This is a genomic window from Rheinheimera sp. KL1 (assembly GCF_001275035.1).
GTDB lineage: Bacteria > Pseudomonadota > Gammaproteobacteria > Enterobacterales > Alteromonadaceae > Pararheinheimera > Pararheinheimera tangshanensis.
Map to the genome: position 1 here is coordinate 53920 of NZ_LAMX01000012.1, position 22089 is coordinate 76008.

Below are 22089 nucleotides of genomic sequence, written 5' to 3' on the forward strand. Positions count from 1 at the left end.
CCCCTACTCTGCAGCGGCAGGGGCTGCCGGGTCACGTTTTTTCGACTGCAGGTAATTCCGTAAAATACCTTCTATTACTTTAGGGTTTTGACCATCCTGTATGCCCATAATGGCATCCAGTATCAGTTGATTGTTGGTTTTCTCTTCTTCATTACGCACAGCCATTTTTTCTGACAGAGGTAAAAAAATACAGTTGGCTTGCATTGCACCATACATAGTGGTCAACAAAGCCACAGCCATAGCAGGACCTATAGCTTTAGGGTCAGACATATTAGATAACATGGCTACCAGACCGACCAAGGTCCCTATCATTCCCATAGCTGGTCCCAGATCACCCATTTGCTTAAACACCTGAATAGCGACATCGTGGCGGGCATAGGTCAGCTCAATATCTTTTTCTAAAGTGCCACGCACCACATCAGCATCATGGCCATCGACCAACATATTGATGCCTTTTTGCATAAAAGGATTAGGAATTTCAGCTTCTTCCAGTGCTAAGAAACCACCTTTACGGGCCGCATCGGCCAGCTGCACTGCTTTTTCAATCAGCTCCTCGGCTGACTCAATTTTAAACATAAAGGCTTTGCCAGCAGCTTTCATCGAATCAGCGAGCTGAGTGAAAGTAAATTTGATCATGACCGCAGTAATACTGCCACCGAATACGATCACGATAGAGACAAAATCGTAAAACATGCCCATATTGCCGCTGGAACTGAGCCACATTGCCCAGCCCATCATGCCCATGACCGCGACTAATCCTATGACGGTTGCTAAATCCACTCTGTATCTCCCGGAAAACTGAATGCAAATCGTTGATCTTGTACCAGCGTAAAGTTGGTTTTATCTTAGCTTATAGTGAGTTATCGGCAAAAGTATGGGATAGTTAACTATAAATTAAGGCTTCAAACAAATTTATCCTTTCCCAACACGGGCCTGATTGCTCATAATAGCGCGCAGGGCTTGGTCAGACACCCATTATCAGGCGAAAATATGACAAAAAAGAAAACAGATTTCAGCCATTTTGAGCAGAGTATTGCCGAGCTGGAACAGATAGTACAGCAGTTGGAGCAAGGCGATCTGAGCCTTGATCAGGCTTTGCAACAATTTGAACGGGGTATAGAGCTCTCCCGCACCAGTCAGCAGCAGTTACAATCTGCCCAACAAAGAGTCCAGTTATTAGTTCAGGACTCAGGGCAAGATCAGCTCGAACCTTTTGTGACCACCGAAGGTGAATGATTTGACGTTAGATTCTTTAACCTCTTACCAGCAACGGCTGGAACTAGTACTGCAACAGCACTTAGATAAGAAGTCTTTAACTGACCCACGCCTGCATCAGGCTATGGCCTATAGTCTGCTGCTTGGCGGTAAACGTATGCGGCCTTTTTTAGTCTACAGCTGTGGTCAGATGTTAGGTGCAGCATTAACAGATTTAGATGCCCCGGCAGCGGCCATTGAAGCCCTACATACCTACTCTTTAATCCATGACGACTTACCCGCCATGGATAACGATGATTTACGTCGCGGCAAAGCCACCTGTCACAAAGCTTTTGATGAAGCGACTGCTATTCTTGCCGGCGATGCACTGCAAACCTTCGCTTTTGAATTATTAAGCAGCCATGATTACCAGCAGGTTCCGGCGCAGCGTATCGTGGCGATGATCCAACAGTTAGCATTGCATGCTGGCTACAATGGCATGTGTGGTGGTCAGGCTATTGATTTGGCGCATACCAATCAAAAAATGTCGGTTGAAGCACTAGAGCAGATGCATCAGCTAAAAACCGGAGCTTTGATTGAGTGTTCAGTACGTTTTGCTTATCTGGCCAGTCCAGTGGATAATGTGGAGCATTTAGACGCTTTAGTTCGCTACAGCAGAGCCATAGGTCTGGCCTTTCAGGTTCAGGACGATATTCTGGATATTGAAGGCGACACCCAGGTACTGGGGAAGACCGCAGGTTCGGATCAAAAAGCCAATAAAGCCACTTACCCTGCTTTACTGGGTTTGGAGCCAGCGAAACGAAAAGCACAACTATTGGTTGAAGAGGCATTAGCCGCTTTACGTGAACTTCCTTATGCAACAGACGAACTGGTGGCGTTAGCCCGGTACGTCATTGCCCGACAGTTTTAGATACAGGCATTCTCATGACATTAGCTAGTCAGGATTTCCCTTTACTCCACAAAGCCAACTGGCCTGCCGATTTACGCCAGTTACCACAAGATGAGCTACCAGCTCTGAGTGATGAATTACGGGCATTTTTACTCAAAACCGTCAGCCAAAGCAGCGGCCATTTCGCCTCAGGACTTGGCACTATTGAGCTGACGGTAGCTTTGCATTATGTCTACAACACCCCTTTTGACCGTCTGATTTGGGATGTGGGTCATCAGGCTTACCCTCACAAAATTCTGACGGGCCGTCGTGACAAGATGCACAGCATCCGCCAGAAAGACGGTTTACACCCTTTCCCGTGGCGGGAAGAGAGCGAATACGATACCTTAAGTGTCGGTCACTCCAGTACGTCCATCAGTGCAGCCTTAGGTATGGCCATCGCTGCACGTGCTGAACAAAAAAACCGTAAAGTCGTAGCGGTGATCGGTGATGGCGCTATTACCGCAGGTATGGCTTTTGAAGCATTAAATCATGCCGGCGAAGTTAAACCCGATATGCTGGTGATTCTGAACGACAACGAAATGTCGATTTCAGAGAATGTTGGCGCATTAAATCGCTATTTCGCCCGCATTTTATCCGGTAACTTTTACACCAGCCTGCGTGAAGGCGGTAAAAAAATACTCAGTGGTGTACCTCCTTTGCATCAGTTAGCCAGCCGCGCTGAAGAGCATTTTAAAGGCATGGTCACGCCAGGTACTTTTTTTGAAGAGCTGGGCTTTAACTACATAGGCCCCATTGATGGTCATGATGTCAAAGGTCTGGTCGACACCATCCGTAATATGCGCAACCTCAAAGGTCCGCAGTTACTGCATGTGGTGACCAAGAAAGGCAAAGGCTATTTACCTGCTGAACAAGATCCTATTGGTTATCATGCCGTCAGTAAATTTGATCCGGCAGCCCAATGCCAGCCCGCCAAAAAAGCCGGTAAAGCCACCTTCTCTAATATTTTTGGTCAGTGGATTTGCGATATGGCAGCTGTGGATCCAAAGCTACAAGGTATTACGCCTGCCATGCGAGAGGGCTCAGACTTAGTGCAGTTCTCAAAAAGCTATCCGGAGCGTTATTTCGATGTAGCTATTGCCGAACAGCATGCGGTGACTTTAGCGGCAGGTATGGCAATAGAAGGTTTAAAACCTGTAGTCGCCATCTACTCCAGCTTCCTGCAACGAGGTTATGATCAGCTTATTCACGACATTGCCATTCAAAATCTGGATGTACTTTTTGCGATAGACCGCGCTGGTGTTGTAGGGGCCGATGGTCCAACTCACCAAGGTTCGTTTGATTTAAGCTTTATGCGCTGTATTCCCAACATGCTGATCATGGTGCCTTCGGATGAAAACGAATGCCGTCAGATGTTGTACACCGGCTATCAGCACAAAGGTCCTGCAGCTGTGCGTTACCCCAGAGGGAGCGGTAACGGTGAAGCGCCAGAGTCTGTAATGACTGAATTAGCTCTGGGTAAGGGCGTAATCCGCCGTCAGGGTGAAAAAGTGGCGTTGCTGGCCTTTGGCCCTCTGTTGCAAGCCTGTCACACCGCAGCAGAACAGCTCAACGCTACGTTGGTGGATATGCGGTTTGTCAAACCTCTGGATCAACAGTTGCTCACAGAGCTAAGTAAAACGCACAGTCATTTTGTCACTATTGAAGACAATGCGTTGATGGGCGGAGCTGGTTCTGCTGTGAATGAGTATTGCATCGCTGAACAACTGTCTGTAAAGCTGCTGAATATTGGCTTGCCGGATATTTTTATCAAGCACGGTACTCAGGAACAGATCTATGCCGAATTAGGTTTAGACTCTGCCGGTATTCAGGCGAAAGTAGAGGTTTTTCTTCGCCGTTAAGTCTGTTCTGCCTGGGGGGCGGACCTTGTGTCCGCCGTCTAAAATTCCACTACAGTTCAAGCGAGCAGCGCTGGCGACAACGCAGCGGCCTCAAAAACTAAGGCTATGAACCTAAATAGTTTTTCACTTCAAACCAGGCTAAACCATCGGCCAGCAGTTTTTCAATCTGCACATCAATATGCCCTGAATCTTCAAACTCAAAAGCGTCTACCTGAGGATCAAAACCTAAAGTAGCACAGCCATTGCGGCCCGATTGTTTGACCTTACGTAACGCGATTTCAGACAGTTGCAACGAAATCTCCCAGGAAATCAGCTGCCCGCCTAATAATTCCAGTGGAAAACAACTATAACCAATAGAACAGGTTAAAGACACAGTCCGGCCGTCCGGGATCTGAAAATGAGCATTCGCAACCAGTTGGTTCAGTTGCAGTGCCACATCACGTACTGACGCAAATTCAACATCCCGCAGCACCAGCACAAACTGCTCACCAGCGTATCGCACCACATAATCAGCACCGCGGCTTTCGCGCAGCAATAAACCACTGATTTGCTGCAAGACGCTATCCCCTGCACTGTTACCGTATAAATCATTGATAGATTTAAAATTATCCATATCCAACTGCAGCAGGGCTATACATTTACCTTGTTGCAACATCGCATCTCTGTTGTGTTGGTATTGCTCTATATCTTTAGGCAGTTGTTCGAACAGGAAACGACGATTTCGAAGTCCTGTTAAAGTATCTTTGTGTGTCAATTGCGACAGCTGCTCGTTAAGTTCATACAAACGGGCATTGCTGCTTTCAAGCTCTGCGGTACGCAAACGTACCAGTTTACTCAACTCCAGCTGCTGCATCACCGCATTACGTCGCCATAACCAGGCTAAGCCGTATAAAGCTAATACCACCAACAATAACCATAATCCCTTATAGACCACAGTCTCGGTAAACAATCTGGGAACAACCAAATCCAGCATGAGTTGCTGCCGCTCTGTCCAGTTTTGACTGCTGTAACGAGCCTGAACAATAAATTGATAACTGCCTGGCGGCAGGTTGGTATAAATAGCCTCGCGACGTTGCCCTACTTTTTGCCACTCAGTATCAAAGCCTTTGAGCTGATAGCGAAACTCAATAGCATTGGCTTTGATAAATTCCAGCGCGCTATAGCTGATACTGATATTCCGATCAGACATGTCTAAGACTAACTGACGTTGATCGGGTAGCAAAGCATAAGATTTCTGGCCAGTCACTTCCTGCAGCAAAGGCTGCAATGCTCTGTCTGGCGCCATTTTTAACTGCAATGGTACAGCCACCAAACCTTTTAAACTGGGATACCACAATTGGTCCAGCCATTTAGCAACTTTGCTATGACCTGCGCCATTGCAGCAGCGACCAGGGGCCGTACCCAACTGTCGGTCATAAGGAGATAAGATCAATTCGAAACTTAATGGAGGTCTGCCATCACCTCCTGCGGCTGGCTTAAATCTGAAGACTCCTTTTAAGCTGCTGGCCCATACATAGTCAGAGTCCCTGTCGTACCATAAACTGATCACCGGATCCAAAGGCAACCCATTGCTGCTATCGTATTGTTGCCATTGCCCCTGAGCTGTTTTGATAAATAAACCATCATCTAAGGTAGCAATAAGCATTTGTTGATCGGGCAAGGTTAATACACTGGTGATATAAGCTCCAAACAGCGGAGTCCCAAGCCCGACTCTGTTTAATTTGTCCTGCTGATACCAATACAAACCGCTGGTCGTGCCAATAAGTAAGTCTTGTCCCTGAACTTCAATGACAGTAACAAAACCCGATTCCAGATCGGCGTTAAAAGGCGCAGCAAGCAGAGTTTTACCATCGTAGTGATATAGACCACTGGAACCCCCAAACCACAGACCCGTTTGCGCATGAGGTTGCACCACCCGAATGGCACTGGAGGCTAATTCCTTAAAAGGACGGCTAATACTTTGATCATCAAAATTGTACAGCAGCAACCCATTGTCTGTACCCAGCCACAGCTGGTTGTTTCTGTCATAAAAGTCAAAAACTGTGCTCTGACCAAGCGCCTGATGATTCACCAATTCAATAAAATGCTGATCCGCTTTTAATAAGCCAACATTGGTCTGAGTCGCGACTAAAAGGCTGTTTAAACGCGCAGAATAACGCACGCTGCGCACCACAACATCCTCCTGACCCTGCCCTACCACCCGGCGCATTTTTCCCGGAGAAGCCCGATACAATCCCTCGCTAAAACTGGCCATCCAAATATTATGGTCTCTGTCCTCGAAGATATCGCTGAACCAGGGCGAACTTCCGAGCTCTTCGGCACTGATTTGCTGCCATCCCTGTCCGACCTGACGGTGATGTAATTTGTTGTAGCCGGAGATCCAATCGTTGCCTGAGCTATCCCGAAACAATTTATATACCGCGGAATTGTCTGCACCAGGCAGAGTGCATCGCACAACCTGCTGTTGCTCGTCCAGATGGAAATAACCTGATTCGCTGGCAAAATGCAGGCTGTCATTAAACCAGCTTAAATCATACAGTGGATGTTGTTGCAGCTCATCAGGTAACAGAATTTGCTGCGTTTGTCCTTGTGCATCCAGCTTATACAAAGAGCGGGCTGTGCTTACCCATACCGCATTGCCTGCCTTTTCCATCTGTACTACAGCTTCTTTAATGCTATGAATACGGCTGACTTTACCTTGCTTGACCCTGAACAGATTTTCAGCAGCAACCCATAATTCATCGGGGGCGACCTGTACCATGGAGGTCACTTCAGCCAAAATAGGATAACGGTCAAATTTTAGAGTCTGAGGGTTAAAACCTGATAAACCTGCCTTAGTGCCGACCCACATATAACCTTGTTGATCTAACAGCAGTTTATTGATGGAGTTACTGGCAAGTTGACGACTGGTTTTGGTGCTGAACTGGGTAAAGTGATGGCCATCAAAACGATTTAAACCATATAAAGTGCCGATCCACAAATAGCCTTGTTGATCCTGACTGACAGCCCTGACCGAATTGGAAGACAACCCATCAGCACTGTTCCAGTGTTTGATATCAAAATCATAAATTGAACCAAACTGGCCCTGACCGAACGCAGTCATAGAGAGAAAAGCTAAAAAAACCAAGAGCGCAAAACGCACAAAAATCACCGGGTAGCAGGGAAAAATTTATATTAACTAAAAGCTTGCCACTGCACCAGTACGAACAGAATGAGCCAGCTAAAGAAACCGGCCAACATATCGTCAATCATAATACCAAAGCCGCCATGGACTTTTTTGTCCAACACGCGAATAGGCCAGGGTTTGACGATATCAAAAAAGCGGAAAAGTAAAAAACCAAGCAAAATATACTGCCACTGAAACGGGATACACCACATCGCCAGACTGTAACCCGCAACTTCATCCCAGACGATGGCGCCATGATCATGTTCACCTATGTCTTTGGCGGTTTGGCCACAGACATGACAGCCCAATACAAAAACAAAAAGTACCCAAATCAGGGCAAGCTGCGGGATCAGTAAGGATTGCAGATAAATCAGCGGTAACGCAGCTAAAGTCCCAAAAGTACCGGGAGCTTTAGGTGCCAGACCAGAACCAAAACCCAAAGCAAGGAAATGAGTCCATTTTTTCAGGTCAAACTGAGGCTTTTGTCGTTCAGTGAAAGTCATTAAAAGTGCTCAAAGCCCTGATGCTGGTAAGCAAAAGGAACATCGCCTTGCTTAAATTCCAGCTTACCTACAGCCCCTGTAATGCGGCCAATACAAGTGACAGGCACACCATAAGGAGACAATAAGACTTCTAAAGAGCCACGGCGATTCTCAGGCACGGTAAACAGCAGTTCGTAATCTTCGCCACCAGACAAAGCATACTTCAAGGCTTGCTCCGCATCGCAACTGTCTTTTAGCGCCTGAGACAAAGGTAACTTAGTCACATCCACAACTGCGCCAACTTTAGAGCGCCTTAGAATATGCAGCAAATCACCAGCCAAACCATCTGACACATCCATAGCTGAACTTGCGATGTTGCGCAGCGCCTGACCTAAAGCCACACGAGCTGTTGGATAATGAAAACGTTGCAAAATATGAGCACGGTGTTTTTTGCTGACTTCAACTTTATTCTGCACCAGTTGTAAACCTAAAGCAGCATCACCCAAGGTACCAGTAACATAGAGGTAATCGCCATTTTGCGCACCAGCACGGGTTATTGCTTTGTCTTTGGGCACTACCCCTTTGGCGATCATGGTTAAACTTAAAGGGCCACGGGTCGTATCACCGCCTATCAGCTGACAGTTGTAGTAATCTGCCGTTTCGCTTAACCCCTCAGCAAAAGCGGTTAACCAGTCTTCATCCACTTTAGGTAAAGTTAAGGCTAGCGACAACCAGCAGGGCTCAGCGCCCATAGCTGCTAAATCGCTGACATTCACTGCCACCAATTTATGCCCAAGCGAGCGCGGATCGACGTCCGGAAAAAAATGGATACCTTCGACCATACTGTCAGTGGTGATCACCAGATCACAGCCTTCACGCACCTGCACGACAGCACCGTCGTCACCAATACCAATGGTAACGTCCGTGCGTTTACGGCCCGCTTCAGCAAAACAACGTTGAATTAACTCAAATTCACCCATAAAAAAGCCGACTTACGCCGGCTCTCCATTTTTTATTCGGTTCGCAGGCGTTTGACGGCTTTATCAAGTATGCCGTTAACAAACTTGTGACTGTCATCGGCAGCAAAGGCTTTCGCCAGTTCGATGGCTTCGTTGATCACCACCTTGTAAGGCACATCCAGACGGTATTTCAGCTCATAGGCTGATACTCGTAATATGGCTTTTTCGACCAGATCAATTTCTTCAAATGGACGATCTAAAAACGGCTTTACTGCTTCATCCAATACAGGATGATTCACAGCCACACCACGCAAAATATCCTGGAAATAGCCCACGTCCAGATGTTTGGTGTTCTGTTCCAGCAATAACTGCTGTTCAATATCACCCACAGGGTTCTTGCTGACTTGCCAGCTATAAACTCCCTGAACGGCTAAAGAACGGGCTAAACGACGCGCATTAGGTTTCATCAACAAATCCTACAACTGAGAGAGAACGTTTACCATTTCTAAAGCAGACATAGCGGCTTCACCACCTTTATTGCCCATTTTAGTGCCGGCACGCTCTACGGCTTGTTCAATACTGTCCACCGTTAACACACCAAAAGCAACAGGAACACTGTGCTGCATCATGACCTGAGCCAGGCCCTTGGTGCACTCGCCAGCTACATATTCAAAATGCGGTGTACCACCACGGATCACGGCACCTAAAGCGATGATCGCGTCATACTTACCACTGGCTGCAACTTTTTGTACAGCTAATGGCATTTCAAAAGCGCCAGGGATACGAACCACAGTGATGTCTTGATCAGCGACGTCACCAACACGTTTTAAGGTATCTACAGCACCGTCTAATAAACTTTCGACAATAAAGCTGTTGAATCTGGCCACAACGATGGCAAATTTTTTACCTTTAGCGGTTAAGCCTGCTTCAATCACCTGCATTGGAGATCCTTATTGCAATTTAGCTGCAAAAAAATGGTTTTAAACACCAGAATTCAAAAAAACGGGCGCCATGATAACACAAGATAGCCCGTCCCCTGCTACTGTTTCTGCAGCAGTTGTTACAGAGTCTTATTCAGACACATAGTCCACGACTTCCAGACCAAAACCTGAGAGCGCGTGGTATTTTTTCGGCGCGCTTAATAAACGCATTTTTTTTACGCCTAAACTAGCAAGAATTTGTGAACCGACCCCCACGTTACGTGAGGTGCCTTTCCACAGATCGGTCTTCGCTTTTTCACCTTTATCTTCTGCTTCAAAGTTTTGCACCATCTGCATCAGCTCTTCGCTGCTTTCATTTTTACCTAACAGCACCAGCACACCACCTTCATCGGCAATACGCTTCATGGCACAGTGCAAAGAAAAACTACGATTGGCACCACGGTCGGATAACAACAAATCACTGAAGGTATTGTGTAAATGCACGCGGACTAACGTAGGTTGCTCTGCTTCAACTACACCTTTAACCAGAGCAAAATGAATTTGATTGTCGATGGTGTCACGGAAAGTGACCAGATTAAACTCACCAAATTCAGTGGGTAACTGGCAGCTGGCGACTTGTTCAATAGTGGTTTCATGTAAGTTACGATATTCAATTAAATCAGCGATGGTGCCAATTTTAATACCGTGTTTTTGCGCAAAAATTTCTAAGTCAGGACGACGCGCCATAGTGCCGTCTTCATTTAAAATCTCAACAATCATAGCCGCTGGTTCTAAACCCGCCATCCGCGCTAAATCACAACCCGCTTCGGTATGACCGGCACGCACTAAGACACCGCCGTCCTGAGCCATTAAAGGGAAAATATGGCCAGGGTAGACAATATCTGTTGGTTTGGCATCACGGGCCACTGCAGCTTTCACAGTGCGGGCACGGTCAGCTGCCGAAATACCTGTAGTGACACCTTCAGCCGCCTCAATAGATAAGGTGAAAGCGGTCGAAAATGGTGATAAGTTTTTGTCCACCATCAGAGGCAGCTTTAACTGCTCGCAGCGCCTTTTCGTCAGCGTTAAACAAATTAAACCACGGCCGTGAGTGGCCATAAAATTCACTGCATCAGGCGTGACGTATTCGGCCGCCATCACTAAATCGCCTTCGTTTTCGCGGTCTTCGTCATCCATCAGAATAACCATTTTGCCCTGACGAATATCTTCAATAATTTCTGCTGGTGTATTCAGTTGCATACTTCACCTCAGGCCCCGGGCCTTACTGCGTTATAAAAAACCACGTTGTTGCAATAAATCCATAGTCACGCCTTTACTGCCAGACCCTTCGCGGCCTTGCAGTAAACGTTCTAAATAACGCGCTATTAAATCTACTTCCAGATGCACTTGACTGCCGGCTTTCAGGGTCATCAAAGTAGTTTCCCGTGCCGTATGAGGCACTATGGTTAAACGAAAAGCACTGGAACTTAATTCGTTGACGGTCAGGCTGATGCCATCCACCGTAATAGAGCCTTTTTCAGCGATGTAATGTGCTAAGTCTTTTGGCATTTTTACCCAGACCTGCCAGGCTTCGCCAAACTTTTCAATTTTTTCAACACTGCTGATGCCATCGACATGGCCGCTGACCAGATGACCACCTAAGCGCCCAGTGGAGAGCAAGGCTTTTTCCAGGTTCAGTAACTGCCCAGCTTTGTACTGGCCAAACAAAGTCCGTTTGACGGTTTCGCCTGACACATCGGCAGTAAAACTTTTGCCATGTAGCGAGGTTACGGTCAAACACACGCCATTACTGGCAATACTGTCGCCCAATTTCACATCAGTAAAATCCAGACTGTCTGATTCAATAGTCAGCTTTAAATCAACACCTGACGCTTTAATAGCGCTGATTTTCCCCGTAGCTTCGATTATTCCGGTAAACATGGCTCTAACCTTGCTGTTAATTTTAAATCAGGCCCCAGTCTCTCAACTGAAGTCCATACAAAATGTTGAGCCTGACAAAGCTCACTGTAACTTGGTAACTGCAGCATGGCCTTGGCTTTATCCCCCAGAAGCACAGGCGCCTGGTAGATAATCAGTTCATCCACTAACCCCGCCTGCCACAAAGAACCAGCGAGCACAGCGCCGGCTTCTACCCACAAATCATTGATATTTTCTGATGCTAAAACAGGCATTAATTCGCTTAAATTCAGCCCCGACTCATCCGCATCCACAGCAATAAAACGCACCTGCGGGTGCTCAAATCTGGGTTTATAGTGCTTATCATGCACCAGCACTATGGGGCCATTTTGCGAAAATAAAAGCTCCCGACCTGTTAATTTCAGGCCGCGGTCTAAAATGACCCGAATGGGCTGACGCACAGAGCCATCCTCCAAAGAGGTTATAGCCAAGCCTTCAAAGCGGACTGTTAAACGGGCATTGTCCGCCAGCACAGTGGTAGCAGTCGACAAAATGGCATGAGCTTGTGCTCGCATCAGCTGCACATCAAAACGGGACTCTGGAGAGCTGATCCACTGACTCTTACCATTAGCAAGGGCAATACGTCCGTCCAGACTGGTAGCGAGTTTAAGTCGGATATAAGGTTTTTGCCGCTCCATCCTGCTTAAAAAGCCTGGATTTAATGCACGGGCTTGCTCTTCTAATAGACCAATCTGAACTTCAATGCCTGCATCTTGCAGAATTTGAATACCACGCCCAGCCACTAAAGGATTAGGGTCAAGCATCGCCACTACCACTTTTTTTACGCCAGCGTTGACCAAGGCCAAAGCACAAGGACCAGTGCGGCCATAATGACTACAAGGCTCTAAGGTGACATAACAGGTTGCACCTGAAGCGAGATGCTCTGCCTGACGCAAGGCGAATACTTCAGCATGGGGCCCACCAGCCTGACGATGGTAACCTTCACCGACTATCTCGCCATCCCGGACTATGACAGAGCCAACATTAGGATTAGGCGCAGTGGTAAAACGCCCCTGGGCAGCAAGCTCTATCGCGCGCGCCATATAGTGCTTATCAAGTTCGGAAAAGCTCACTTAGTCATCTCCAAGTCGGGCAATTTCTTCGCCAAACTCACGGATATCTTTAAAAGAACGGTAGACGGATGCAAAACGCACGTACGCCACTTTATCCAGTTTCACCAGCTCATCCATAATCAGCGTGCCCAGCAACTGGCTTGGTACTTCACGCTCGCCTGTAGCACGCAATAAGCTCTCTACTTTGCTGATCAAAGATTCAATCTGCTCTGTAGGGACTGGGCGTTTTTCCAGCGCACGCATTACGCCACTGCGAAGCTTCGCCTCGTTATAAGGCTCGCGGGAACCATCACGTTTTACGATACGAGGCATCACCAACTCTGCAGCTTCAAAGGTGGTAAAACGCTCATGGCAGGCGCCACATTCACGTCTTCTTTTTACTTGAGACCCCTCCGCCACTAAACGGGAGTCAATCACTTTGGTATCGTCGGCACGACAAAAAGGACAAAACACGGAATTCTCCGAAAAAAATGGCCGCATTAAGCAGCCATCATAACACTCTATCTTTGCTCAGTCATAGCGGGCAATCAGGCATAAACAGGTAAACGGCGACAAACCTCTGACACCTGCGCACGCACTTTGTCGATGACGCCAGCGTCACCGCGGCTGTCCAGCACGTCACAGATCAGGCTAGCCACTAAACGAGCTTCAGCTTCTTTAAAACCACGACGGGTAATAGCCGGAGTACCGATACGTAAACCACTGGTGACAAATGGAGAGCGCGGGTCGTTTGGCACTGAGTTTTTGTTCACTGTGATATGAGCCTGCCCCAACCAAGCGTCCGCTTCTTTCCCGGTGATGTCTTTGTCGATTAAATCCATCAGGAATAAGTGGTTTTGCGTGCCGCCAGACACAATTTTATAGCCACGTTTGATCATTTCATCGCACATAGCCACAGCGTTTTTCAGCACTTGTTGCTGATACACTTTAAACTCTGGTTGCAATGCTTCTTTGAACGCTACAGCTTTTGCCGCAATGACGTGCATCAAAGGACCGCCCTGACCACCAGGGAAAACGGCAGAGTTGAGTTTCTTTTCGATCTCTTCGTTTTTACGCGCCAGAATTAAACCACCACGCGGACCAGCTAAGGTTTTGTGTGTCGTGGTAGTGACTACATCAGCTACAGGCACTGGGTTTGGATACAAGCCAGCCGCCACTAAACCTGCCACATGAGCCATATCGACCATCAGGTAAGCGCCCACTTTATCCGCGATTTCACGGAATTTCTGCCAATCGATAATGCCTGAGTAAGCTGAGAAACCAGCGATGATGAGTTTTGGCTTGTGTTCGAGCGCTAAAGCTTCAGCCTGAGCATAATCAATCACACCAGTTTCTGGGTGCAGACCGTATTGCACAGCTTTGTACAACTTACCTGAAGAGCTGACAGATGCACCATGAGTTAAGTGACCACCGTGCGCCAGGCTCATCCCTAAAATGGTGTCGCCTGCGTTTAATAAAGCTAAAAATACCGCTGAGTTCGCCTGCGAACCTGAGTGCGGTTGCACGTTTGCGTAATCGGCACCAAACAATTCCTTCGCACGGGCGATAGCTAAATCTTCAGCCACGTCCACGTACTCACAACCACCGTAATAACGTTTATGCGGGTAACCTTCAGCATATTTGTTCGTTAACTGAGAACCCTGAGCCTGCAATACACGTGGGCTGGCATAGTTTTCAGAAGCGATCAGCTCAATGTGATCTTCCTGACGTTGGGTTTCGTTGGTAATGGATTGCCATAATTCCGGATCAAAATCGGCAATGTTCATTTCGCGCTTTAACATGCTTGCTCCCAGGTGGCCAAAAGGGCCAGGCTATTTACAAAAAAACTGCGCTGTATTCTACATGGAATCCGTCAAAGATGCAGCTATAAAGTAGCCATCTAAACTTCTAAAACCAAGTTTCAGATGGGTGGTCGGTGGAGTCATAGCAGCAACTGTAAATAAAACCAGTGTCTGGCTTTACAAAAAGCCAAAACTGGTCAATTATACAACTGTATAAACCAACAGTGCTTTGTAAATGAAAAAAATCATTCATATCGACATGGACTGTTTCTTCGCTGCAGTAGAGATGCGGGACAGACCTGACTGGCGCACTATTCCGTTAGCTATAGGTGGCAGTCGCACTGAACGGGGTGTAATCAGTACCTGTAACTACCCTGCCCGGGTCTATGGCGTGCGCTCCGCCATGCCGACAGGTCAGGCTTTAAAGCTCTGCCCTCACCTATTGTTATTACCTGGCAATATGGAAAAATACAAAGCAGCCAGCCTACAAATTCAGGCTATTTTTCATCGCTACACCGACAAAGTGGAGCCTTTATCCTTAGATGAAGCCTACTTAGATGTCAGCGACAGTAGTTTATTTTCAGGCAGCGCGACACTTATCGCTGAGGATATTCGTCGGGTTATTTTTGCCGAAACAGGCCTAACAGCGTCTGCTGGTGTAGCGCCGAATAAATTCCTCGCCAAAATCGCCAGTGATGAAAACAAACCTGATGGTTTATTTGTCTTACCGCCCGAAAAAGTCAGCGACTTCGTAAAATTCCTGCCTTTACATAAAATCCCTGGTGTTGGCAAAAAAACTGCTGAGCGACTGGCAACTTTAGGTTTTTACAAATGCGTTGATATTCAAAATGCGCCTTTGCATACACTGGTTAAACACTTTGGAAGTTTTGCTGAAACCTTGATAGAACGTAGTTTTGGCCGCGATAGCCGTGATGTGCAGAACGATTACCCGCGTAAATCTGTTGCTGTTGAACACACTTATACTGAAGATCTACCGGATCTGAATGCAGGTCAACAAAGTTTATCTGAACTGTTACCTAAACTTCGACGTCGTATTGAACGCTGTGAAGCTAGTGCTCATATTCAAAAAATTGGTATTAAACTAAAATTTGCCGATTTTCAGCAAACGACTATTGAGAAACAACAACCCGAATTAGATATGGCCAGTTTAAAACAATTATTAGAGCAAGCATGGCACAGAGGTCAGGGTAAAAAAGTACGGTTGGTGGGTATTCATGTTGGATTAAAGGCGCAGGAAGCTCAGGCTCAGTTGTCACTAGAGCTTTGATATTCAAGTAAAGAAAATCTCATAAATTTATAATTAACTAGTTAAAACAATTGGTTGCGGAAGATAATCACTGAATTTCGGACATAAAAAAAGCCAACTTAAAGTTGGCTCTTTTTCAGAAAACTATTAACCGGTAACAGTTACGTTCTCAGCCTGAGGACCTTTTTGGCCTTCAGTAACTTCGAAAGTTACGCGTTGACCTTCAACTAAAGTTCTGCGGCCTGTGCCATTGATAGCGCGGAAATGTACGAATACGTCTTTGCCGCCTTCACGCTCGATGAAACCAAAACCTTTATCTTCGTTGAACCACTTAACGGTACCGGAAATTAATTGTGACATAACATTCTCTTACTTTAACTAAATTTGCCAATTGTTTGGCGACTTAAATATTACCGGCCGTGTTCGAGCTAGTACATATTACGACCCCATTATCAGTGAACCCGACAAAGTGGTCAATAGCTATTACTGATCCGACAGAAAAATAGTTTTCTGGTTTTGGCCGTTCCAGTTACTCTAAATAATTCTTCAGCCAAAACAATTGCTTGCAATAAAAACTGTCGAACAAATCTACAAAGTAACGACCTGAGTGTAGCACTATTTTCCGAATAAAAAACATACTACTGTAAATTATTTGATCTTTTTCTTTACCGGTGCCATGCCATCATCACCCGCCTGATAAAAATTAGGTTTGGCTGCAGGCTTTGCTTTTTGCGTTGCATCAGTTGATTTTATTTTAGCTTTTTTCACCACGGGCTTAGTTTTCTTCACCGCTTTTGCGGGCGCATGCAGGTCTACACCTTTAAATTTGGCCGGTAAAGACTCCACTTTGAGCATAGGCAAAGGACGGCGTAAGAAACTTTCTATGGCACAAAAAGCGACCCAGTCTTTTGGCCCAACCAAAGAAATTGCTATCCCTTTAGCTCCGGCTCTGCCAGTACGACCTATGCGGTGTACATACTCTTCAGCATGTTTTGGTAAATCAAAGTTCACCACATGACTGACCTGCAATAAATCTAAACCGCGGGAAGCGACATCAGTCGTCACCAACACCTGATATTTGTTCGCAGCAAAATTCTGCATCACACTATTGCGCTGGCTTTGAGTGAGTTTGCCACTCAAACCTACAGCAGGGTACCCCATAGAATCACAAAGTTTTGCAAGACGATCGGTATCTTCCCTGGTGGCAGTAAAAATAATCAGCTGACTTACTTGTTCCTGCTTCAATAAATAAGCCAATAAAGCCTCTTTGTGAGACAGATGGTCGGCAAAATAACAACGCTGCTCAATATCTTCGTGTTGCTGATAAGAAGCGCCGACAGAAACCCGGTGTGGCGACTTTAACAAGGACATTGCCAGCTCATTCACTTCGGCATGATCTAAAGTGGCAGAGAACATCAGAGTTTGGCGTAAGCGGTGATCAGCAGCTTTATTGATTTCATTCAGTTGCGGCATAAAGCCCAGATCCAGCATCCGGTCTGCTTCATCTAAAATCAGCATTTCCAGGCCCTGAATAAAAAATGTTTTGTGCTGCAGGTGATCAATAAAACGACCCGGCGTTGCCACTATGATAGTCGGCTGACGTTTGAGGATTTTTTCTTGCTCATTGAAGTTTTCACCGCCCACTATTAAAGCGCTGGTTAATGGCGTATTGGCGACAAACAAACGGAGTTTGGCGTACACCTGATGCGCCAGTTCACGGGTTGGCACTAGAATTAAAGCCCTGGCATCTTGCTTAGATAACGGTCTGCTACGCAACAAGCGCTGCATCATCGGCAGCAAGTAAGCCAGAGTTTTTCCTGAACCGGTTTGCGAAGAAACCATTAAGTCTTTGCCTGTCATAGCGGCAGGCACAGCCTCCTGCTGAATTGGCGTTGGTTTCGCAAAGCCAAGGTGCTGGATAGAACGGACTAAACGAGGGTCTAACGCAAGATCGTGAAATAACAAGATAAGGTCCCGGACAAATTCAATATAAGTGCCTTATCATAACGCATTTTTCGCATCGGCAGTTAGTCTGCCCTTCAGCTCTTTGCAGCGCAGCTGTATCATGAAACAATAGCGCCATGAAAGAGACAGGATATTTTTATGAGTAAATCACTGCAGGAACAATTGCTCAAAGCAGGCCTTGGCAACGAGAAAAAGCTAAAAGCGATAAAAAAAGAAAAGCATAAAGAACGAGTGCAAGCAGGCAAAAATGGCACAGTGGTCAATGAAGCCTCAGTGCTTGCCGAGCAAACCAGACAACAGCAATTGCAACGCGATCAGGAGTTAAACCGTCAGCGCAAAGCTGAACAGGATAAAAAAGCACTGGCGGCGCAGGTGAAACAACTGGTTGAGCTCAATACCATTGCACACAAAGGGGAAACCGCTTTTAATTTTACCGATGGTAGTCTGGTCAAACGTTTGTATGTCAGCAGCCGTATCCATGCAGAATTGACCAAAGGTCAGGCAGCTATCGCCAAGCTGTCTGATCAGTATTATGTGATCCCGGTCAAAGTGGCAGAAAAAATCCAGCAACGTTTGGCAGAGACCATTGTAGTGCTGCATAACACAGGTCAAAGCGCTGAAGTTCAGGCCGAAGACGATCCTTATGCAGCCTATAAGATCCCGGATGATTTGATGTGGTAACTTTAGTTCAGGTCAAACCCGGTCTTGAGCTTGATCTGGATGAGCTGGAATTCAGCTTTATCCGCGCTCAGGGCAGTGGCGGCCAATATGTCAATAAAGTATCGACGGCAGTGCAACTGCGTTTTGATATAGGCCGCAGCAGTTTACCGGAAGAGTTTAAACAAAAACTGCTGCAGTATCCGGATGACCGAATCAGCAAAAGTGGGGTCATTGTCATTAAAGCTCAGGCTCACCGTAGCCAGGATATGAATAAAGAGGATGCAGTAGCAAAATTACTACAACTACTACAATCCGCCAGTTTCGAAGCGAAAAAAAGACGCGCCACTCAACCCACTTTTGGTGCGCGCATGGATAGACTCAAAGAGAAAACGCAGCATAAAGAGCGCAAAAAATTGCGCGGCAAAGTAGGCTCTTTTGACTAATCAGAGGTTTCAGTAGTGTTCCGTATTTTTAGCTTTTTTACTTTCGTATTACTCAGCAGTGCTGTATTCGCTGACGGGGTTTGGAAAATCAGCAAAGGCCCTGAGCATTTTTATCTGGCAGGCTCCATTCATTTGCTCAGTACTGACGATTACCCTTTGCCGCCTGAATACCTCAAAGCGCTACACAACAGCGATAGCCTGGTGTTGGAAACCGATTTGGCACAGCTGTCAAGCCCTGCGGGGATACAGCAGATGATTGATTTAAACTCCTACCCTTCAGGCGAAAATCTGCTGCAACAACTGTCAGAACCTCTGGCCAGGCAACTGGCCGACTATTGTAAAAAGAATAATATTCCGCTTGAGCAGATCACGCGTTTTAAACCCGCTTTTGCCGCAGTGATGCTGACGACCACTCAGCTTCAGGCTCAAGGGGCAACCGCCCCTGGAGTGGACGCCTACTTGCAGGATGAAGCGAAAAAAGCTGGAAAAAAAGTAACGGGGCTTGAAACTATGCAACAGCATCTGGCCGTGCTGACCGAACTGAATAACAGCGGTGCTGAAACCTTGATTAAAAGTACCATGGAAGATTTAACTGACAGCAGCGAAGACTTTGACGCAATGCGAAAAGCATGGCGCAGTGGTGATTTGCAACAACTTGAGCATTTGTATCTGGATGATTTAAAAAGTTATCCGGCCATCTACCAAAGCTTGATTGTAAAAAGAAACAATGCCTGGGTTAAACAATTAGTGCAGGCTCGTTATCAGACTCCGGTCTTTGTTGTGGTAGGCGCTTTGCATTTGGCGGGCAATGACGGCTTGATTAAGCAGCTTGCACAACAGGGATATCAGATCACAAAAGTACAAGGCAGCTTATGAAACATGCGCCTTATCAACTAAGCCCGGTAACGCCTGAGCAATCGGCTTATCTGCATAACTGGTTTGATTCACAACAGGAGCTGGATCAATGGGGCGGTGAAGGTTTTTCTTTTCCTATCCGCGCTTTACAATTTTTACAGCAATTGTATTTACCAGGAACTCAGAGTTATTGGCTTTATCAACACAGGCAGCGTGTCGCCTTTGGCCAACTCTGCGACCGTTTTGAATGCAACCATCTGGCCCGTTTATTAGTCCATCCGGACAACCGAGGTCAGGGCCATAGCAAAACCTTAATCAAAGGATTAATTGCACAAGGTTTACAGCAGCAACCACTACGGGACTTTTCGTTGTTTGTTTATCGTAAAAACCATATTGCAGTGCAGTGTTACCAGCAGTTAGGTTTTGTTGAAGCTGAACAACCGGGTGTGGCCGATCCCTTGTTGTTTTTTATGAAGTTAAGCCGTAAAGCAGCAAAACAACTGTTAAAGGATCATCAGGATGCCAATCTGGGTTGATGCAGACTCCTGCCCCAAAGTGTTAAAAGAGATGTTATTTAAGGCCGCTGAACGAAAACAGCAGCCTTTGTATCTGGTGGCTAACCACAGCTTGCAAATTCCTCGTAGCCCGTACATCAGAGCTGTGCAGGTAGAGCATGGTTTTGATGTGGCAGACCGCTATATTGAACAGCGTATCAGTTCCGGTGATTTGCTGATCAGCAATGATATTCCGCTGGCCGCAGCTGTTGTGGCCAAAGGCGCACTCTGCATTACCAGCAAAGGCCGCTTACTGACGCCAGATAATATTAGTGACCGGCTGACGATGCGCAATTTGCAGGAAGAGCTACGCAGCAGTGGTGTTCAGCTGTCCGGCCCAGCGCCTCTGGGTCCACAGGACAAGCAACAATTTGCCAATCAGCTGGATCAATGGCTCCAAAAGCAGACCAAAACCAGTTAATCGTGATAAAGCCCCTGCCGGGCACTGATGCCTTTGACGGAGGTTTGAAAAGCTGGAGTGCGTTGCCATTTAGGCCGGATTGGCGTCAAAGGTAATACTCTCTTGCGGGCAACCAGCAAATACGAAGCGCCAAAATAGCCCAGATAAGTCTCACACCACTGTTGCCAACGGCTATCTGGTTTATGTTTACCAAGCAAACTAGACCAAAAAAAACGTTGTTCATACATCACTTCAAAACCAAGTAAATGCAACCAATCTTTAACCCGGGATGGCGTGAAAAAACGCCCGGCCCAAGGCAACTGCTGCTTCACACCAGGCCAGAGTTTCATCAGTCCGGCACTGCTTAGTGGATTATAACCACTTAACAATAGATAACCATCCGGCATCAGGACACGATGAGCTTCACGCACTATATGGTGTGGGTCTGGGTAAAACTCCAGACAATGCGATAACAATACCCCATCTATTGACTGTTCTAAAAAAGGTAATGCATCGGGCTCTGCGACCACTGAGGCCTGTTCAGCTTGTTCTGTTAAGTTAATTTGATGTTTGATAGCGCAGGCTGAAGTATCTAAGGCACAGCTTAAACTGCCCACTTTCAAGAGATGGTAGCCGAATATTTTCGGCCACCACTGGCTCAATTGCCTTTCTATGGCTTTGGCCATCAGTTCCCCTTGCGGCAATTGCTGCCACTGTTTGGGAACTACTGTACTGTGGTAACTTAACGCAGGTTTCATCCGTTACACTATACCTTATCAGAACGTTAGCCATGGGTATTCATTATGCAAGACATCACCGCCATAGCGGCTTTTAAGGATAACTATATTTGGTGCCTGCGCCAAGCGAAGTTGGCGCTGGTGGTCGATCCCGGTGACGCTGCAGTGGTGCAACAGCATTTACAGCAGCATCAATTACAGCTCGCTGTGATCCTGATCACCCACCATCATCCGGATCATACTGGAGGCATCCTGGCACTGAAACAACTCTGGCCGGATGCTGTAGTCTATGCACCGGCTTTAGAACAAAACAAAATCCCTTATGCAGACCATTGGTTAGAGGACAATGAACAACTTGAGCTGACTGATTTCAATTTAACTTTTCAGGTCATGCAACTTCCGGGTCACACTTTGGGTCATATCGCCTACTATTCAGCGCCCATTCTGTTTTGTGGTGATACGTTGTTTAACGCAGGTTGTGGTCGTTTGTTTGAAGGCACTGCAGCTCAGATGTGGCAAAGTTTGTCGCGTATTCTGGCCTTGCCTGATCAAACATTAATCTACGCCACACACGAATATACCCTGGCCAATATGGAGTTCGCCCTTTGGGCAGATCCGGATAATCAAACATTGGCCAGCTATCAACATTGGTGTCAACAGCAACGAGCAAAGCTGCAACCTACGCTGCCTACTCCCCTTGCTGTGCAACGACAAATCAATCCCTTTTTAAGGGCTGAAGATGTCGGGTTGCAACACCGCTGGCAACAACATAATGCCGTGGATCTGTTCACTGCATTACGATCCGCCAAAGATCGATTTTGATCCCTAACCTTGCTTTTGAAGGC

At 46.6% G+C, this 22089-nt stretch carries 24 protein-coding genes; 10 read left to right on the top strand and 14 right to left on the bottom strand.

Translation table 11 applies throughout. The annotated features are described in order from the left end of the window. Positions 1 to 3: 3 nt before the first annotated feature. Complete coding sequence (gene pomA / locus WH43_RS05290; protein ID WP_053423608.1) at positions 4 to 780, bottom strand: flagellar motor protein PomA; 777 nt, start codon at positions 778 to 780, stop codon at positions 4 to 6. Positions 781 to 990: 210 nt separating this feature from the next. On the opposite strand from pomA, the gene xseB reads away from it, so the two are divergent. From xseB to dxs, 3 genes are read left to right on the top strand one after another with little or no spacing between them, the layout of a single operon-like run. After that, entirely contained in the window at positions 991 to 1236 is a 246-nt protein-coding gene (xseB, locus tag WH43_RS05295) for an exodeoxyribonuclease VII small subunit (RefSeq protein ID WP_053423609.1), read from the top strand. Position 1237: 1 nt separating this feature from the next. Beyond that, entirely contained in the window at positions 1238 to 2125 is an 888-nt protein-coding gene (gene ispA / locus WH43_RS05300; RefSeq protein ID WP_053423610.1) for a (2E,6E)-farnesyl diphosphate synthase, read from the top strand. Between the two features lie 14 nt (positions 2126 to 2139). Continuing rightward, positions 2140 to 4005: a 1-deoxy-D-xylulose-5-phosphate synthase gene (gene dxs, locus WH43_RS05305; RefSeq protein WP_053423611.1), complete on the top strand. Its 1866-nt coding sequence runs from the start codon at positions 2140 to 2142 to the stop codon at positions 4003 to 4005. A gap of 103 nt (positions 4006 to 4108) precedes the next feature. On the opposite strand, the gene WH43_RS05310 is transcribed toward dxs, so the two are convergent. The 10 genes from WH43_RS05310 to glyA form a co-directional block, all read right to left on the bottom strand. Next, positions 4109 to 7147 (bottom strand): ligand-binding sensor domain-containing protein, encoded by a 3039-nt coding sequence (locus tag WH43_RS05310; RefSeq protein WP_286049488.1) that lies wholly within the window; start codon positions 7145 to 7147, stop codon positions 4109 to 4111. A gap of 32 nt (positions 7148 to 7179) precedes the next feature. Next, on the bottom strand, positions 7180 to 7674 hold the full coding sequence (locus WH43_RS05315; protein WP_053423613.1) for a phosphatidylglycerophosphatase A family protein: 495 nt from the start codon (positions 7672 to 7674) through the stop codon (positions 7180 to 7182). Further along, entirely contained in the window at positions 7674 to 8633 is a 960-nt protein-coding gene (gene thiL, locus WH43_RS05320) for a thiamine-phosphate kinase (protein WP_053423614.1), read from the bottom strand. The genes WH43_RS05315 and thiL overlap by 1 nt, the downstream gene beginning before the upstream one ends. A 32-nt stretch (positions 8634 to 8665) precedes the next feature. Then, positions 8666 to 9079, bottom strand: a complete 414-nt coding sequence (nusB, locus tag WH43_RS05325; protein ID WP_046520722.1) for a transcription antitermination factor NusB — start codon at positions 9077 to 9079, stop codon at positions 8666 to 8668. A 9-nt stretch (positions 9080 to 9088) separates the two neighbouring features. After that, positions 9089 to 9553: a 6,7-dimethyl-8-ribityllumazine synthase gene (gene ribH / locus WH43_RS05330; protein ID WP_053423615.1), complete on the bottom strand. Its 465-nt coding sequence runs from the start codon at positions 9551 to 9553 to the stop codon at positions 9089 to 9091. 129 nt (positions 9554 to 9682) lie between these two features. Next, positions 9683 to 10792 (bottom strand): bifunctional 3,4-dihydroxy-2-butanone-4-phosphate synthase/GTP cyclohydrolase II, encoded by a 1110-nt coding sequence (gene ribBA / locus WH43_RS05335; protein WP_053423616.1) that lies wholly within the window; start codon positions 10790 to 10792, stop codon positions 9683 to 9685. A 30-nt stretch (positions 10793 to 10822) separates the two neighbouring features. Next, positions 10823 to 11473 (bottom strand): riboflavin synthase, encoded by a 651-nt coding sequence (locus tag WH43_RS05340; protein ID WP_053423617.1) that lies wholly within the window; start codon positions 11471 to 11473, stop codon positions 10823 to 10825. Then, positions 11458 to 12582: a bifunctional diaminohydroxyphosphoribosylaminopyrimidine deaminase/5-amino-6-(5-phosphoribosylamino)uracil reductase RibD gene (ribD, locus tag WH43_RS05345; RefSeq protein WP_082335692.1), complete on the bottom strand. Its 1125-nt coding sequence runs from the start codon at positions 12580 to 12582 to the stop codon at positions 11458 to 11460. Before ribD ends, WH43_RS05340 begins: the two co-directional genes overlap by 16 nt. Further along, positions 12583 to 13035: a transcriptional regulator NrdR gene (gene nrdR / locus WH43_RS05350; protein ID WP_053423618.1), complete on the bottom strand. Its 453-nt coding sequence runs from the start codon at positions 13033 to 13035 to the stop codon at positions 12583 to 12585. Between the two features lie 74 nt (positions 13036 to 13109). After that, positions 13110 to 14363: a serine hydroxymethyltransferase gene (glyA, locus tag WH43_RS05355; RefSeq protein WP_053423619.1), complete on the bottom strand. Its 1254-nt coding sequence runs from the start codon at positions 14361 to 14363 to the stop codon at positions 13110 to 13112. 235 nt (positions 14364 to 14598) lie between these two features. On the opposite strand from glyA, the gene dinB reads away from it, so the two are divergent. After that, complete coding sequence (dinB, locus tag WH43_RS05360) at positions 14599 to 15651, top strand: DNA polymerase IV (protein WP_053423620.1); 1053 nt, start codon at positions 14599 to 14601, stop codon at positions 15649 to 15651. A gap of 126 nt (positions 15652 to 15777) precedes the next feature. On the opposite strand, the gene WH43_RS05365 is transcribed toward dinB, so the two are convergent. Further along, positions 15778 to 15990 (bottom strand): cold-shock protein, encoded by a 213-nt coding sequence (locus WH43_RS05365; RefSeq protein WP_008898286.1) that lies wholly within the window; start codon positions 15988 to 15990, stop codon positions 15778 to 15780. 288 nt (positions 15991 to 16278) lie between these two features. Beyond that, on the bottom strand, positions 16279 to 17595 hold the full coding sequence (locus WH43_RS05370) for a DEAD/DEAH box helicase (protein ID WP_053423621.1): 1317 nt from the start codon (positions 17593 to 17595) through the stop codon (positions 16279 to 16281). A 138-nt stretch (positions 17596 to 17733) separates the two neighbouring features. Here WH43_RS05370 and WH43_RS05375 point away from each other — a divergent pair, with 138 nt between their 5' ends. From WH43_RS05375 to WH43_RS05395, 5 genes are read left to right on the top strand one after another with little or no spacing between them, the layout of a single operon-like run. Continuing rightward, entirely contained in the window at positions 17734 to 18276 is a 543-nt protein-coding gene (locus WH43_RS05375) for a DUF2058 domain-containing protein (protein ID WP_053423622.1), read from the top strand. Further along, positions 18270 to 18698 carry an alternative ribosome rescue aminoacyl-tRNA hydrolase ArfB gene (gene arfB / locus WH43_RS05380; protein WP_053423623.1) on the top strand — a complete coding sequence of 143 codons (429 nt, stop codon included), beginning with the start codon at positions 18270 to 18272 and terminating at the stop codon, positions 18696 to 18698. The genes WH43_RS05375 and arfB overlap by 7 nt, the downstream gene beginning before the upstream one ends. Before the next feature lie 15 nt (positions 18699 to 18713). After that, positions 18714 to 19574 carry a TraB/GumN family protein gene (locus WH43_RS05385; RefSeq protein WP_053423624.1) on the top strand — a complete coding sequence of 287 codons (861 nt, stop codon included), beginning with the start codon at positions 18714 to 18716 and terminating at the stop codon, positions 19572 to 19574. Continuing rightward, a complete protein-coding gene (locus WH43_RS05390) occupies positions 19571 to 20089 on the top strand; it encodes a GNAT family N-acetyltransferase (RefSeq protein WP_053423625.1) in 519 nt (172 codons plus the stop codon). The genes WH43_RS05385 and WH43_RS05390 overlap by 4 nt, the downstream gene beginning before the upstream one ends. Then, a complete protein-coding gene (locus WH43_RS05395) occupies positions 20073 to 20528 on the top strand; it encodes a YaiI/YqxD family protein (RefSeq protein ID WP_053423626.1) in 456 nt (151 codons plus the stop codon). The genes WH43_RS05390 and WH43_RS05395 overlap by 17 nt, the downstream gene beginning before the upstream one ends. Here WH43_RS05395 and WH43_RS05400 read toward each other — a convergent pair. Further along, positions 20525 to 21265 carry a class I SAM-dependent methyltransferase gene (locus WH43_RS05400; RefSeq protein ID WP_053423627.1) on the bottom strand — a complete coding sequence of 247 codons (741 nt, stop codon included), beginning with the start codon at positions 21263 to 21265 and terminating at the stop codon, positions 20525 to 20527. The genes WH43_RS05395 and WH43_RS05400 overlap by 4 nt on opposite strands. Positions 21266 to 21310: 45 nt before the next feature. Here WH43_RS05400 and gloB point away from each other — a divergent pair, with 45 nt between their 5' ends. Further along, on the top strand, positions 21311 to 22066 hold the full coding sequence (gene gloB, locus WH43_RS05405) for a hydroxyacylglutathione hydrolase (RefSeq protein WP_053423628.1): 756 nt from the start codon (positions 21311 to 21313) through the stop codon (positions 22064 to 22066). Positions 22067 to 22089: the final 23 nt, after the last annotated feature.

Bases quoted from the DNA above. Each gene is read 5' to 3' on its own strand.
- ribH (WP_053423615.1), bottom strand. From the start codon at position 9,553: ATGCAGGTGATTGAAGCAGGCTTAACCGCTAAAGGTAAAAAATTTGCC.
- ribBA (WP_053423616.1), bottom strand. From the start codon at position 10,792: ATGCAACTGAATACACCAGCAGAAATTATTGAAGATATTCGTCAGGGC.
- WH43_RS05375 (WP_053423622.1), top strand. From the start codon at position 17,734: ATGAGTAAATCACTGCAGGAACAATTGCTCAAAGCAGGCCTTGGCAAC.
- dinB (WP_053423620.1), top strand. From the start codon at position 14,599: ATGAAAAAAATCATTCATATCGACATGGACTGTTTCTTCGCTGCAGTA.
- WH43_RS05365 (WP_008898286.1), bottom strand. From the start codon at position 15,990: ATGTCACAATTAATTTCCGGTACCGTTAAGTGGTTCAACGAAGATAAA.
- WH43_RS05390 (WP_053423625.1), top strand. From the start codon at position 19,571: ATGAAACATGCGCCTTATCAACTAAGCCCGGTAACGCCTGAGCAATCG.
- gloB (WP_053423628.1), top strand. From the start codon at position 21,311: ATGCAAGACATCACCGCCATAGCGGCTTTTAAGGATAACTATATTTGG.
- thiL (WP_053423614.1), bottom strand. From the start codon at position 8,633: ATGGGTGAATTTGAGTTAATTCAACGTTGTTTTGCTGAAGCGGGCCGT.
- WH43_RS05400 (WP_053423627.1), bottom strand. From the start codon at position 21,265: ATGAAACCTGCGTTAAGTTACCACAGTACAGTAGTTCCCAAACAGTGG.
- WH43_RS05395 (WP_053423626.1), top strand. From the start codon at position 20,073: ATGCCAATCTGGGTTGATGCAGACTCCTGCCCCAAAGTGTTAAAAGAG.
- dxs (WP_053423611.1), top strand. From the start codon at position 2,140: ATGACATTAGCTAGTCAGGATTTCCCTTTACTCCACAAAGCCAACTGG.
- WH43_RS05315 (WP_053423613.1), bottom strand. From the start codon at position 7,674: ATGACTTTCACTGAACGACAAAAGCCTCAGTTTGACCTGAAAAAATGG.
- WH43_RS05340 (WP_053423617.1), bottom strand. From the start codon at position 11,473: ATGTTTACCGGAATAATCGAAGCTACGGGGAAAATCAGCGCTATTAAA.
- xseB (WP_053423609.1), top strand. From the start codon at position 991: ATGACAAAAAAGAAAACAGATTTCAGCCATTTTGAGCAGAGTATTGCC.
- glyA (WP_053423619.1), bottom strand. From the start codon at position 14,363: ATGTTAAAGCGCGAAATGAACATTGCCGATTTTGATCCGGAATTATGG.
- nusB (WP_046520722.1), bottom strand. From the start codon at position 9,079: ATGAAACCTAATGCGCGTCGTTTAGCCCGTTCTTTAGCCGTTCAGGGA.